Annotated in this window: 13 protein-coding genes, 1 tRNA gene and 1 pseudogene; 9 read left to right on the top strand and 6 right to left on the bottom strand. The window is 62.5% G+C overall.

Features of this window, described 5'->3' with window-relative positions; genetic code table 11:
* The first annotated feature begins 3 nt into the window (after window positions 1-3).
* Window positions 4-79: transfer RNA gene (locus tag N8A98_RS15685), tRNA-Ile, on the top strand.
* 21 nt (window positions 80-100) lie between these two features.
* Here N8A98_RS15685 and phnE (N8A98_RS15680) read toward each other — a convergent pair.
* The 6 genes and pseudogenes from phnE (N8A98_RS15680) to N8A98_RS15655 form a co-directional block, all read right to left on the bottom strand.
* Complete coding sequence (phnE, locus tag N8A98_RS15680; RefSeq protein ID WP_262166643.1) at window positions 101-1,435, bottom strand: phosphonate ABC transporter, permease protein PhnE; 1,335 nt, start codon at window positions 1,433-1,435, stop codon at window positions 101-103.
* A complete protein-coding gene (gene phnE / locus N8A98_RS15675) occupies window positions 1,435-2,409 on the bottom strand; it encodes a phosphonate ABC transporter, permease protein PhnE (RefSeq protein WP_262166641.1) in 975 nt (324 codons plus the stop codon). Before phnE (N8A98_RS15675) ends, phnE (N8A98_RS15680) begins: the two co-directional genes overlap by 1 nt.
* Window positions 2,410-2,563: 154 nt before the next feature.
* The gene (gene phnD / locus N8A98_RS15670; protein WP_262166640.1) at window positions 2,564-3,472 is read right to left on the bottom strand and encodes a phosphonate ABC transporter substrate-binding protein; all 909 of its coding nucleotides are present in this window, start codon (window positions 3,470-3,472) and stop codon (window positions 2,564-2,566) included.
* A 64-nt stretch (window positions 3,473-3,536) separates the two neighbouring features.
* Window positions 3,537-4,358 carry a phosphonate ABC transporter ATP-binding protein gene (phnC, locus tag N8A98_RS15665; RefSeq protein ID WP_262166638.1) on the bottom strand — a complete coding sequence of 274 codons (822 nt, stop codon included), beginning with the start codon at window positions 4,356-4,358 and terminating at the stop codon, window positions 3,537-3,539.
* Between the two features lie 134 nt (window positions 4,359-4,492).
* Window positions 4,493-4,687: pseudogene (locus N8A98_RS15660) on the bottom strand (helix-turn-helix domain-containing protein); the annotation flags it as partial.
* 112 nt (window positions 4,688-4,799) lie between these two features.
* Window positions 4,800-5,813: a bile acid:sodium symporter family protein gene (locus N8A98_RS15655; protein WP_262166637.1), complete on the bottom strand. Its 1,014-nt coding sequence runs from the start codon at window positions 5,811-5,813 to the stop codon at window positions 4,800-4,802.
* Window positions 5,814-5,975: 162 nt separating this feature from the next.
* Between N8A98_RS15655 and N8A98_RS15650 the strand changes: the two genes are divergently transcribed.
* The 8 genes from N8A98_RS15650 (at window position 5,976) to pstC (ending at window position 13,890) form a co-directional block, all read left to right on the top strand.
* On the top strand, window positions 5,976-6,575 hold the full coding sequence (locus N8A98_RS15650) for a GNAT family N-acetyltransferase (protein ID WP_262166635.1): 600 nt from the start codon (window positions 5,976-5,978) through the stop codon (window positions 6,573-6,575).
* Window positions 6,576-6,861: 286 nt separating this feature from the next.
* The gene (locus tag N8A98_RS15645) at window positions 6,862-7,254 is read left to right on the top strand and encodes a pseudoazurin (protein WP_262172018.1); all 393 of its coding nucleotides are present in this window, start codon (window positions 6,862-6,864) and stop codon (window positions 7,252-7,254) included.
* Window positions 7,255-7,475: 221 nt separating this feature from the next.
* Window positions 7,476-8,228, top strand: coding sequence for an ABC transporter permease (locus N8A98_RS15640; protein WP_262166633.1), 753 nt, complete (start codon window positions 7,476-7,478; stop codon window positions 8,226-8,228).
* Window positions 8,229-8,260: 32 nt separating this feature from the next.
* Entirely contained in the window at window positions 8,261-9,274 is a 1,014-nt protein-coding gene (locus tag N8A98_RS15635; protein ID WP_262166632.1) for an ABC transporter substrate-binding protein, read from the top strand.
* Window positions 9,271-10,137, top strand: a complete 867-nt coding sequence (locus N8A98_RS15630; protein ID WP_262166630.1) for an ABC transporter ATP-binding protein — start codon at window positions 9,271-9,273, stop codon at window positions 10,135-10,137. The genes N8A98_RS15635 and N8A98_RS15630 overlap by 4 nt, the downstream gene beginning before the upstream one ends.
* Window positions 10,138-10,192: 55 nt before the next feature.
* Window positions 10,193-10,948, top strand: coding sequence for an IclR family transcriptional regulator domain-containing protein (locus tag N8A98_RS15625; protein ID WP_113121875.1), 756 nt, complete (start codon window positions 10,193-10,195; stop codon window positions 10,946-10,948).
* Window positions 10,949-11,436: 488 nt separating this feature from the next.
* Entirely contained in the window at window positions 11,437-12,453 is a 1,017-nt protein-coding gene (locus N8A98_RS15620; protein WP_262166628.1) for a substrate-binding domain-containing protein, read from the top strand.
* Between the two features lie 60 nt (window positions 12,454-12,513).
* Window positions 12,514-13,890 (top strand): phosphate ABC transporter permease subunit PstC, encoded by a 1,377-nt coding sequence (pstC, locus tag N8A98_RS15615; RefSeq protein ID WP_262166627.1) that lies wholly within the window; start codon window positions 12,514-12,516, stop codon window positions 13,888-13,890.

The raw sequence follows: 13,890 nt of genomic DNA, 5'->3' as shown, positions 1-13,890 counted from the left end.
CAAGGGCCTATAGCTCAATGGTTAGAGCCGACCGCTCATAACGGTCTGGTTCCAGGTTCGAGTCCTGGTGGGCCCACCATTCCTTTCAGATGCGCCATGCCTAGTGCCCGCTCGGGCCGATCAGCCTTGAGCGGATGATGGTGGAAATATTGTCGAACAGGAACACCACGATCAGGATCAGCAGCACCATATAGGCCACCTTGTCCCAGTCCGAATTGGTGCCCATGGCCTCGAGCAGCTTGAGCCCGATGCCCCCTGCCCCCACAGCGCCGATAATGGTGGCCGAGCGCGTATTGCTCTCCCAGAAATACAGCGACTGCGACACGAACACCGGCAGCACTTGCGGCACCACGCCATAGCGATTGACCGCGGCTGGGCTCGCGCCAACCGACTTCATGCCCTCGCGCTGCTTGTCATCCACATTCTCCAGCGCCTCAGCATAGACCTTGCCCAAGGCGCCCGTGTCTGTGAAGAAAATGGCGGCAATACCGGGGATTGGCCCGGGCCCGAAGCCACGGGTGAAAAACAGCGCCCAGATCAGCATGTCGATAGAGCGCAGGAAATCAAAGCTGCGTTTCATCAGCCAGTTCGCCGTGCGATTGGGCGTGATATTGCGCGCGGCGATGAAAGCGAACGGGAAGGCCACCAGCGTTGCGAACAGCGTGCCGACAAAGGCCATGACCAGCGTTTGCATCAGCTTGGCCAGGATGTCGCCATGCTGCCAGGCGCGATTGCCCAGCCATTCGTCCAGCACCAATTGCGCATTGGACTTGTCGGGATCGACCCGCTCGCCACTGAACACCAGCCCCACCGTGCTGAACAGGTCATTGCCCCAGAGCGGGGATTTCGGATCGAACAGGAAATTGGCCCAGCCCAGGAAGCGCCGCTGCACATAGACCTGATTGTTGCGGATTTCCGCCTGCCCGGCAAAACCGAAATCGACCAGCACTTTGTCCCCGGACTGCACCATGGCAGCAGGCGCCCCGGCCGGCGCCAATGCGGCGCTGGACGTGATAGAAACGGGATAGGCCAGGCCGCCGAGATAGACATCGACCTGAGCCGTGGAAATCTCCAGCCGGTCCCCGCCAAAGCTCGCAGTCATGCTGCCATCTTCATGCGGCACCAGCCAGTCGATAGTGGCGCCCGCTTTATATTGCCCACGGCTCGACCATTGCGGCACCACCTTGCCATCCTCAAACCGCAGCCGTGGCGTGGCCCGCCAGGAATACCAATCCTGAACATAGATCGCCGCCCGCTCCCATTTGCCATTCTGCAGCGCCGGTCCGACATTGAACAGCAGCCAGCAGAACAGCAGGTAGAGCACAGTCACGCCCAGGCCTGCCAACAGGCCCCAGCGCTGGAAGAAACTCTGCTTGAACACTTCGGGATATTTCGTCGCGAGGCGGCTGCGCTCGGCCTGGCTGATCGCACTCATCACGCTTCTCCCCGGCCCAGTTCGAACGATTGCCGGCCCACCAGCTTGTGCCGCAGCCAGCTCGAAAACTGGTCGATGCAGACGATGGTGATCAGCAGCAGAATAATGATGGCATAGGTCTTGGCCGCATGATCGCGGCCGATGGACAGCCGAAACACTTCGCCAATACCGCCCCCGCCCACCGCCCCGATAATGGTGGAAGCCCGCACATTGATCTCGGTGCGCAGCAGCGCATAGCTGACGAAATTGGGCATGACCTGCGGCACGATGGCGTAGCGCACCCGCTCCAGCCAATTGGCGCCCACCGAGCGCAGCCCTTCCTCGGGCTTCATATCGGCATTCTCGACCACTTCGAAGAACAGCTTGCCCAGCGCCCCGATCGTATGCAGCGACACCGCCGCGATGGCGGCAATCGGCCCGATCGACAGCACAGCGGTCAGCAGCCCCGCAATGACGATTTCCGGAAATGCCCGGAACACTTCCATGATGCGCCGCACGATCCAGCGCACCGGCCCCGCGCCAACCAGATTGGTGGCTGCGAAAAAGCACAGCAAAAACGCCAGCCCGCCCCCGATAATCGTCGACACAATGGCGATATTTACGGTGATGATCAGCTGGTAGATGAAATTGGGAATGTAGAAACTGCCCAGCACATAATGCCGGTCCGAAACATAGTCGAACTTCAGCGATCCATCGGCATAGGGCGAAGGCAGATCGAACATGGCGCGGAAGATCTCGAAGGGATCATTCGGCACGAAGTTCTTGAGAAAATCGAACATATAGGGGATGCGGTCAAAGAACTTGCCCGAGTTCGCCGCATTGGCAAAATTCATCGCCGCCAGCAGCGCCACCAGCACCAGCACCACGCCAATGACCGAATAAATGCGCCGGACGAACACCTGCTGCCGATAGTGGCGGAGCAGCATCTCCGAAGCGGGAGCGAGGCCGTTAGTGGAATGGGCAATGTCGGCCATGCAGCAAGTGCTCCATATCGGAAGCCTCAGTCGACACCCTCCCCCTTCGCGGGGAGGGTCAGGGAGGGGGATGAGAGCCCGAATATCGGGGCTCACGCACCCCCTCCCAACCTCCCCCGTCGAGGGGAGGTGCCGCTTCGAGTGTGTTGAGAAATCAGCCGCCGATGATCGACTTACGAGCGTCGATAATGGTCTGGTACATTTCCTGGTTGGCATCCACGAAATTGGTGTAGCCGCCAGCGGTGAACGCGTCGAAGCATTCAAAGTCGGTTTCCGGCAGGGCCTTGAAGAAGGCGGTGACCTTGGTCTTGAGATCAGCCGGCAGCTTGTTGGACACCATCAGCGGGCCGTTGGGGATGATTGGCGACTGCCAGACTTCCACCAGATCGTCCATGTCGAGCAGGCCCTTGTCGACCATGATGCGCAGATTGCCCGAAGTGTAACCCTCGGAGAATTCGCCCTGGCCCGAACCAAAGGTGGTGCCAACATCCCAGGTGCCATCGAGCACGCCCAGAACCAGGTTTTCATGGCCGCCACCAAAGCCGGTTTCGCTGTAGAATTCAGCAATCGGCGCGCCGATAGCAGCCGGCAGCGCTACGTTGGGAACGAGGTAACCCGAGGTCGAATCCGGGTCAGCAAAGCCCAGCTTCTTGCCCTTGGTCGAAGCCAGATCGGTAATCCCCGAATCCTTGCGCGCCACCATGATCGAGTGATAGCCGGTCGAGCCATCAGCCTGCTGGGTGGTCAGCACCGGATCCACGGCTTCCGGGTCCGCAATGTAGATCTTGGCATAGGACGACGCGCCCATGATGGCGATGTCGATCGTGCCGCCAAGCAGGCCCTGGATCACGCCATTATAGTCCGGCGAGGGGAAGAACTGCACTTCGGACACGCCCGTTGCAGCCTTCAGCGGCTCGGCAACGCATTCGGAACGACGCAGCTGATCGCTCTCGTTTTCCCCGCCATCAAGGCCGATGCGCAGCACGGTGACGTCCTGGGCAAAGGCAGCGGTCGACATGGTCAGGGCCACGGAGGCCAGCAGGATTTTACGGATCGCGGACATGGATGTTTTTCCTTTGGTGTCGCTCATGTGTCGGCATGCCGGAATTCCGGCAGCGGAACGTCGGTTACGGCGCTGGTTGGGCGCTGGATGTCTTGAGGGTCAGCGGGGTGATCGAGGTCGAGGTCAGCGCTTCGGAAAACGCTTCCTTGAGCCCGTCGGCGCCATAGATGGTGCGGGCCACATCGGTGGTCAGCTCGTCCGGCGTGCCATCGAACACCACCTTGCCCGCTGCCATGCCGATAATGCGCTCGCAATAGGCGCGCGCCGTATCGAGCGTGTGCAGATTGGTGATGACGGTAATCTTGCCCTCGGCATTGATGTCGCGCAGGCTATCCATGACGATCTGGGCATTGCGCGGATCAAGGCTGGCAATCGGCTCGTCGGCCAGGATCATCCTGGGCCCCTGCATCAGGGCCCGGGCGATGGCGACGCGCTGCTGCTGCCCACCCGACAGGGTCTGCGCCCATTGCGTGGCGGTCTGGGCAATGTCCAGCCGTTCCAGCGCCTTGAGCGCGGCAAACTGCTCGTCGGCCGAAAACACCTGCAGCAGATTGAGCAGCGGGTTGCGGCCATTGAGCCGCCCAAGCATCACATTGGTGATGACATCGAGCCGCGGCACCAGGTTGAACTGCTGGAAGATCATGGCGCAGTCGCGCTGCCAGCCACGCAGCGCCTGCCCCTTCAGCTCCGAAACCCGGCTGCCCTCATAGTCGATATAGCCGCTCGACACGTCCGACAGGCGATTGATCATGCGCAGCAGCGTCGATTTGCCGGCACCGGAGCGGCCGATAATCCCGACCATCTGGCCCTGCGGGATCTCCAGCGTCACATCGTCGACGGCAAGCTTGTTACCGAACCGTCGCGAAACGTGAGAGATCTTCAGCATGCAGCCAGCCCCGCCAATAAACTGCGGGCACACCTAGGGCCGCTGATTGACGCGACCATGTATGTTTGATGAAGCTTGTGTGACGCTGCACAGGATCAAAACAAAAAGCCCCGCCAGTATGCGGGGCTTCTTTGTTAGTGTTCGTGCTGCACTGCCGGGGGAATTTCCAGGCCGGTTTCGGCATATTCCCTCAACTTGTTCCGCATCGTCCTGATCGAGATACCCAGGACATTGGCGGCGTGGGTACGGTTTCCTTCTGTCTGCCGCAACGTCGCCAGGATCAGATCTCTTTCGACATCTGCTACCGGCAGGCCAACCAGGGCCTCGGTGGCGCTGGCATCGGGTGCGAAGTCATACATAGGTTGTCGCTTTCTGAGCCCCCAAAACCAAGTTACTCAGAATGCCCTAAGGGTGCCCCCTTATGGTTAACTAAAGGTTAACTCAGGCAGGTTTTGCCGCCGCGTCCAGTGCTATCGCCTCGCTCGCCCTATGCCCCTCGCGTTGCGCGATCACCGCACAGACAAACAACTGGATCTGGTGAAAGATCATCAGCGGCAGCACGATCAGGCTCACCGTCTGCCCGGCAAACAGGATATTGGCCATCGGCAATCCGCTGGCGAGACTCTTCTTGGAGCCGCAGAACAGCAGCACCAGCCGATCCTCCCGCGCCAACCCGGTCACCCGCCCGACAAAGCTCGTCCCCACCATGATGATGGCGAGCAGCACGATATCGGCCGCGATCATGATGGCCAGGGTAGTCAGGTCCACCTGCTGCCAGATGCCGGCCACCATGCCGGCGCTGAACGCCGAATAAACGATCAGCAGGATCGAGCCGCGATCCACCACCTGGGTCAGCTTGGCATGGCGCTGGATGAACTTGCCCACCAGCGGCCGGGCCAATTGCCCCACGATGAACGGCAGCAAAATCTGCACCCCGATATCAACCATCGAGCCCAGGTCAAATCCGCCCTCCCCGCTGGTATGCAGCAGCAGTGCCGCAAAGATCGGCGTGATGAACACACCCAGCAGGTTTGAAATCGACGCCGCACAAACCGCCGCCGGCACATTGCCACGCGCAATCGAGGTAAAGGCGATGGAGGACTGCACCGTCGAAGGCAGCACCGCCAGATAGAGCAGCCCGATGACGATTTCCGGTCGCAGCCAGGGCGACAGCGCGCTCGATAGCGCAAATCCGACCAGCGGAAAGGCAATGAACGTGCTGGCGAATACCAGCGCCTGCAGCCGCCAATTGCTCAGCCCGGCGACAATCGCCGAGGTATTCAGCTTCGCCCCATAAAGGAAAAACAGCAGCGCCACGGCAAAATACACCACCCGAGACAGCACCTCCGCTGCCACGCCCTGCACCGGCAACAGACTCGCCAAAACCACTGCGCCCAGCAGCAACAGGAGATAAAGGTCAAAGCCGCTGCGTTTCAGTCTGCTGCTCAGGGACATCGAGGACACTCATTGATATTGCCCCTCCGGCCTAATCCAAACCGGCCACACTGAAAAGCGCGATCACCGCCGATTTCGTCCATCGCCATCACGATTTCGCGCCGATTTACTCGCCACCCCGCTTCGCCTAGGCTTGCCGCAAACACCAGCATAGAGCCCATAATGCCGATCCATATCCGGCCCGCCCGCCCCGCCGACCGCGCCGATCTCTTCCGAATCTGCCTGCTCACCGCCGATTCCGGCACCGATGCCAGCGCACTGTTTTCCGATCCGGATTATCCGGGCCTCGTCTGGTCCGTGCCCTATCTCGACTTCGAACCGGCGCATGCCTTCGTGGCCGACGACGACGGCGAAGTGGTCGGCTACATCGTCGGCACGCCCGATACCAATGCCTTCGAGGCCAGGCTGGACCGCCAATGGTGGCCCAAACTGGCCCGGCACTATGCCGGCCGCACCGCTACAGCTCCCTTCGACGCCAAGGTGCTCGACCGCATCGCCAACCCGGTCCACAGCCATGCCGGCGTCGCCGCCAGCCACCCCGCGCATCTGCATATCAATCTCCTGCCACCCGCCCAGTCGGGCGGCTGGGGCCGCAAGCTGATCGAGGCCGAACTGGCCTCGCTGCGCGAAGCCGGCGCCAAAGCGGTCCATTTGGGCGTCAGCCCCACCAATGCCCGTGCCATCGGCTTTTATCACCATCTCGGCTTTGTCGAGATCGAGCGCAGCGCGGGTCTCCATCTCGGCAAGGCTCTCGAGGGCTAATCGAAGGAACCGCCCGCCTTGCGGGCCGTTTACCGGTGCAGCTGTTTACCAGGCCATATTGATCGGGCAGAGCCGGCATCCTATCGTGGCCTTGGCGGCAGCTGAAATCGGAGGGGCGCGACACTTGCGTTACTGGCGCTCGACCAAGCCGTGTCCTATGGGTTTGCGCGCCGATGCATCTGACGCATCGGCCTGCATGACATTGCGCCTCAGGCGCCAAGAAGGAGTATTCAACGTGAAGATTTTCGGTATCCTCGCCTTCGCGGCCGTTACCGCTGTCTCGACCATGTCGCTCTCCGCGGCCGAGTTCGAAGTTCACATGCTCAACAAGGACGCGGCCGGCAACACCATGGTGTTCGAGCCAGCCTTCCTGCAGATCGCCCCCGGCGACACCGTCACCTTCATTCCCACCGACAAGGGCCACAATGCCGAGACCATCAAGGGCATGTTCCCCGAAGGCGGCAATGAGTTCAAAGGCAAGGTCAACGAGCAGTTCAGCGTCACCTTCGACGTGGCCGGCGCCTATGGCTACAAATGCGCACCGCACTTTGCCATGGGCATGGTTGGTCTGATCGTCGTTGGCGAAGACCCGGCCAACCTGGCAGACCTGCAGGCCGCCCGCGTGCCGCCCAAGGCCAAGGCCAAGTTCGACGAACTCGTCGCCCAGATCGGCCAGTAACACGCCGTTGCAACGGGGGCAGACGGGCCGGCATAAACGATCGGCCGCCGCCTGCCCCGTTGGGAACCATCCGACATCATCTCGGGCCGGGAAGCGAAACACTATTTTCGCGCACCCGGCCGGAGTGTATTTGAGGCCTTGAAAGCGTGTTCCGCGCCGCGCCGGCCGTTGCCGATGAACACCAACAGCGCGGCATCAGCCGCACGCCAAGGTCGCCGCCCATGAAAATCGCAGTCTATCGCCTGCTCTTTCTCGCCGCCCTCATTGGCTTGTGGTGGCTGGCCTCGACGCAGGTGGCGCGCAATCTCATCCCCTCCCCGCTTGCGACTCTTCAGGCGGCGCAACGCCTCATTGCCGAAGGCCGGCTGGGCACCGCCCTGTTCGATAGCCTCTCGATTTATCTCGGCGGTTACGCCGTCGCCATTCTCGTCGGCGTGCCGCTCGGCCTGCTCATGGGCACCATCCGCCCGCTCGGCAAGACGCTCGAAATCTTCGTCTACGCGCTCTCGGCCACGCCCCGCGTCGCCTTCATTCCGCTGATCATCGTCTTTCTCGGCCTCGGCCCCCAGGCCAAGATTCTCATCATCTTCCTGGGCGCCGTCATGCCCATCCTGATCAATACCTATGCCGGCGCGCTCAATTCCGATCAGGAACTGGTCGAAATGGCCCGTTCTGTCGGCGCCAGACGCCAGCGCATCTTCACCCAGATCGTGCTGCCCGGCGCCGTGCCCTTCATCATCGTGGGCCTGCGCGTCGGCGCCACGATCGGGCTGATCAACACCGTCGTCGCCGAACTCTATACCGCGGTCAAAGGCCTGGGCGGCCTACTCGCCATTTATGGCAATACCTTCCGCATGGCCGAATATTTCGTCGTCGTGCTGACCCTGGCCTTTGTCGGCGTCATCGTCACCGAGGCGCTGCGTTTTGTTGAAATTCGGCTAGGACGCTGGCGCCGAAGTGAAGTAATCGTCTGACAACAATTTTCGCGCGTCCAGGAGTCATCCCCGTGAACCTCAAACTGCTCGGCGGCCTCGCTGCTGCTTTCCTGCTGTCTACCCTGGCCGCCCAGGCCCAGCCCTTCCGCCTCATCGTCACGGATCTGGAAACCCCGCTCGTGCCCAATTCGGTGATGGATCTGGCCCTGCAGGAAGGCTATTTCGAACGCGAAGGCGTCGAGGTTGAACTGGTTCGCGTGCAGCAGACCCCCTCCGCCCTGGCGGCGCTCCAGGCCGGCGAAGGCGAAATGGCCAATATCGGCACCGATGCCCTGCTGCTGCTGGTCGCCGGCGGCGCCACCGATCTGCGCGCCGTCGTCTCGCCCAATAAATCCCTGCCCTTCCTGATCGCTGCCAAGGATTCCATCGCCACCCCTGCGGACCTGGCCGGCAAAAGCTTCGGCATCGGCCGCCCCGGCAGCCTCGATCAATCGCTCAGCACCCGGGTGCTGCAGGCCGCCGATGTCGATACCGACACGCTCGAATTCGTCGCCCTGGGCCAGCCCAATGTCCGCGCCCAGGCGCTCGTCGCCGGCCAGGTCGATGCCACCACCATGTCGATCGGCACCTGGAGCGCCATGGCCGACACCACGGGCCTGCATGTCCTGATCGATCAGGACGCCTATTACGCAGCGGCTCCCGTGGTCAGCAAGGTCAACATCGTCACCCAGAAGGTGCTCGACGAGCGCGCCGAAGACGTCAAGAAGGTGATCACCGCCTTGGTCAAGGCCTCCCGCGATTTCGCCGCCGATCCCGCCGTCTGGGCCGCCGCCATGCACAAGGCCCGCCCCGATATCGACCTGGCAACCCTGCAAGCCCTTGGCACCAGCTTCGCCAAAGGCTGGAGTGTCAATGGCGGGCTCAACAAGGACGAGCTCAACTACACCACCACCGCCCTCTACCAGGGCGAAGACTTCGCGACCGTGCGCAAGGTCGAACTGGCCGAATGGACCGATTTCTCCATCCTCGACGCGGTCCTCGCCGAACTCGGCCCCGACTCCACCATGGACAACGTGACGCGATGATCGGCGACGCCCCCCAGCACACCGGTTCAGTTGATGCCGCGGCCCCAGCGCCGCGCATCCTGCTGCGGGGCGTCTCCAAGACTTTCGGCAACCACAAGGATGGCGGCGGCACGCTCGCCCTCGCCAATGTCGACCTCACCGTACGCGACGGCGCTTTCGTCTCGCTGCTCGGCCCCTCCGGCTGCGGCAAGACCACCATATTGCGCATGGTCAACGGCCTCATCGCGCCCGATACCGGCACCATCACCGTCTCCGGCCAGGCACCCGCGCCCGGCCCCGACATGGGCTTCGTGTTCCAGTCCTTTCGGCTCATCCCCTGGTCCAGCGTGCGCGGCAATGTCGAATTCGCCCTGGTCGAAACCATTCCCGACAAGGCCGAACGCCGCGCCCGCGCCGACCGTTACATCGAACTGGTCGGCCTCACCCGCTTTGCCGATGCCTATCCCAGCGAACTCTCCGGCGGCATGAAACAGCGCGTCGCCCTGGCTCGCGCCCTCGCCTCCGAGCCCGCCATCCTGCTGCTCGACGAACCCTTTGCCAGCATCGACGCGCAAACCCGCGAACTGATGCAGATCGAACTGATGCGCCTCTGGACCCTGCGCAAATCGGTGGCCCTCTTCGTTACCCATAGCGTCGACGAAGCCATCCTGCTCTCCGACCAGATCGTGCTCATGGGCCCGCGCCCCGGCCGCGTCCTCGAAGTCATCGATGTCGGCCTCGACCGACCCCGCTGGACCTATGACGTCCGTGCCGAACCCCGCTTCATCGAACTGCGCAGCTATCTGTGGGACCGGATCCGCACCCTCGTGCTGACCGATCCGCAATCGGACTTCTACGGCCGCGACCTCAGCACGAACATCTAGCGCCCCGAATGCGCAATGCGCTATCTGTTCGCTTGCCGAACAAGAGGAGCCGGCCATGCGCGAGGGCGATATCATCAACGGCCTGGTCAAGGGCCTCGCCGTCATCGAATGCTTCGACGAGGGCCATGCCAGCCAGTCGATCACCGATGTCGCCAATCGGACAGGCCTCGAACGCGCCACCGCCCGCCGGTGCCTCTTGACCCTCACCAGCCTTGGCTATGCCAGCTATGACGGCAAATTCTTCCGCCTCACCCCGCGCGTGCTCAATCTGGGCCATTCCTATCTGGCCGCCACCCCACTCCCCCGCCTCATCCAGCCCTTCCTCGAAGAACTTTCCACCGCCACCGGCGAAAGCACCTCGGCCGCCATGCTGGAAGGCACCGACATTCTCTACATCGCCCGCGCCTCCATTCGCCGGGTCATGTCGATCAATTTGGCGCCCGGCGCGCGCCTGCCCGCCTATTGCACCTCCATGGGCCGCGTCCTCTTGAGCGCCTTGCCGCCCGCCAAGGCCAAAGCCGTGCTCGACCAATCCGAGCTCATCGCCTACACCGCCAAGACCAAGGCGGACCTGCCCACCATTACCACCGAATTGGCCGTCGTCGCCGCGCAGGGCTTTGCCGTGATCGATGAGGAACTCGAACTGGGCCTCTGCTCCATCGCCGTGCCCATTTTCAACGCCCAGGGCCAAACCGTCGCCGCCCTCAATATCGGCGCCCAAACCGCCCGCGCTTCCACCTCCCACATGATCGCCAATTTTTTGCCCTTGATGCGCAAGGTGCAGGCCGAAGTACGGCCGCTGCTGCGGTAAGTCGGAGAAACCCCTCATCCGCCCCTTCGGGCACCTTCTCCCTCAAGGGGAGAAGGAAGGCACAGCGGCTCGCTAGCCACGGAGCCACCCCTCGCCCCTTGAGGGAGAGGGTGGATCGGCCGACAGGCCGAGACGGGTGAGGGGTTTGGAGCCATCAGCGTGCTCGGCCACCCCGACAGCCCATCCCAAACCTTACTCAGACTGTCACAAATCCCCCCTAGGATATCCCTTGCCGGCGCCCTCCACCGCCCGACGGACTCACCAACCCGCCGTCACAAAACTCCGTCATAGAGCACCCTCCGGACGGCGATATGATCGGCGAACCTCATAATTTTCAAACACTTACACCGTCACAAACCAGTCATTGAACCGCAATAAAACTGTTGCGAAGCGCCCATATGGTCGGCGGCGTCAGAGGGCGGCGCCAGCAAACGATTGCCGGATCGGCTAGCCAGATTTGAAATCGAATTCGTAAAAGGGAAATCCCCATGAAGACCGCACTTTACGCCAGTGCCGCAGTCATCGCGCTCGCCGCATTTGGCGCCGCTCCTGCCTTCGCCCAGTCGCGTGACACCATCCAGATCGCCGGCTCGTCCACCGTGCTGCCCTTCGCCTCGATCGTTGCCGAAGAATTCGGCGCCGCTTTCCCCGAATTCAAGACCCCCGTGGTCGGCTCCGGCGGCACCGGTGGCGGTCTCAAGCAGTTCTGCGAAGGCGTTGGCGACAACACCATCGACATCGCCAATGCCAGCCGCGCCATCAAGGATAGCGAGCGCGAGGCTTGCACCGCTGCCGGCGTGACCGACATCCGTGAAATCCAGTTCGGCTATGACGGCATCGTTTTCGCCTCGGCCGCTTCGGGCCCCGATTTCGCCCTCACCCCGCTCCAGGTCTACAAGGCCATTGCCGCCAAGGTTCCCGTTGATGGCGCCCTGGTCGACAATCCCTACAAGAAGTGGTCCGACATCGATCCGTCCCTGCCCGATCAGGACATTTCGCTGGCCATCCCCGGCACCAATCACGGCACCCGTGAAGTGTTCCAGCTCGAAGTGATCGATGCTGGCGCCGAAGAAGCCGGTCTTCCGGAAGGCCTGACCGAAGAAGAACACACCGCAGCCCTCACCACCTTCCGTCAGGATGTCGTGGTCGAGATCTCGGGCGACTACACCGAAACCCTGGCTCGCCTGACCTCCAATCCCAACACCGTTGGCGTGTTCGGCCTGTCCTTCTACGACCAGAACAAGGACACCCTGAAGGTCGCGACCGTCAATGGCGTCGTGCCGTCCAATGAATCGGTCGCCGCTGGCGAATACCCGGTCTCCCGCCCGCTGTTCTTCTACGTCAAGGGTCAGCACATCGGCACCATCCCCGGCATCGAAGAATACGTGCAGTTCTTCCTCTCCGAAGCGGCCGCTGGTGGCTCGCTCGAAGCCGCTGGCCTGATCCCCCAGCCGGAAGAAAAGACCGCTGAAGTGCTCGCCGCTTTCGAAGCCGGCGCACAATAAGCCAATCCGGACCGCGCCCTCGGGCGCGGTCCTCCTCGTTTTCCTCTGGGGCGCTTGCGAATGAATTCCCTGATCATTGCCGGCCTGTTGCTGGTTCTGCTTGGTCTGGCCTATCAGTCGGGCTGGTCCCGCGGCCGGGGCCTGGCGACTGCCGATGGCGTCAAGGTTCACTCCCGCCCGCAATATCACGGCTCCTACGTCGCCATCTGGGCATTGCTGCCGGCCCTCGCGATCATCGGCCTCTGGGGCTGGTTCGGCGATGGCATCACCCACAATTTCATCGTTTCCCAAATTCCCGTCGACGCTATCCAGGCGCTCGACCAGGTCGGCCTAAACGCCACCATCGCCCGCATCAAGGCCCTGGCCTCGGGCTATGGCGTGGCCGGCGACGTCCTGCCCTACGAACAGTCCGCTGGCGATGCCCTGCGCTCGTTCCAGTTCATCACCTTTCTGATCGTGGTTGCCGCCGCCGCTGTCGCCGGGATTGTCGCGCTGCTTTATGCCCGCAGCCGCATCACCGCCCGCCACCGCGCCCGCAATGCAGTCGAACGTGCCATCAACCTGCTGCTGCTCGCTTGCTCGGGCGTCGCCATCCTGACCACCGTAGGCATCGTCGCCTCGCTGGTCACCGAAGCGCTGAAATTCTTCACCTTCATCAACCCGCTTGATTTCTTCTTCGGCACGGTCTGGAACCCCAACAATGCCGGCACCGCCGGAAATTGGGGCAGCTATGGCCTGCTGCCGCTGCTCGCCGGCACGCTGATGATCACCCTGATCGCCATGCTGGTCGCCGTGCCGGTGGGCCTGATGGCGGCGATCTATCTCAGCCAGTATGCGCCGCGCCAGCTGCGCGCCGTGGCCAAGCCGCTTATCGAAATCCTGGCCGGCATCCCCACCATCGTCTTCGGCTTCTTCGCCCTGGTCACGGTTGGCCCCTTCCTGCGCGACGCCGGCAATCTCATCGGTCTCTCCATCAACGCCACGTCTGCCCTCACTGCCGGCATCGTGATGGGCATCATGATCATCCCCTTCGTGTCCTCGCTGTCCGATGACATTCTCAACCAGGTGCCGCGCACCCTGCGCGACGGCGCCTATGGCCTGGGCGCCACCAAGTCCGAGACCATCCGCAATGTGCTGCTGCCCGCCGCCCTGCCCGGCATCGTCGGCGCCTTCCTGCTGGCCGTCAGCCGTGCAGTGGGCGAAACCATGATCGTGGTGCTCGCCGCCGGCAATAGCCCGGTCCTGCGCGGCAATCCCTTCGAGCCGGTGGCAACCATCACCGTTTCCATCGTCAACCAGCTCACCGGCGACACCGACTTCGCCGGCCCCCAGTCGCTGGTCGGCTTTGCCCTGGGCCTGACCCTCTTCGTCATCACCCTCTGCCTCAATATCTTCGCGCTCTTCATCGTTCGCCGCTTCCGGGAGCAATACGAATAA

The sequence above is a fragment of the Devosia neptuniae genome (assembly GCF_025452235.1).
Lineage (GTDB): Bacteria > Pseudomonadota > Alphaproteobacteria > Rhizobiales > Devosiaceae > Devosia.
The sequence above is the reverse complement of the archived record's forward strand: the minus strand, read 5'-3'. Positions and strand labels throughout refer to the sequence as shown.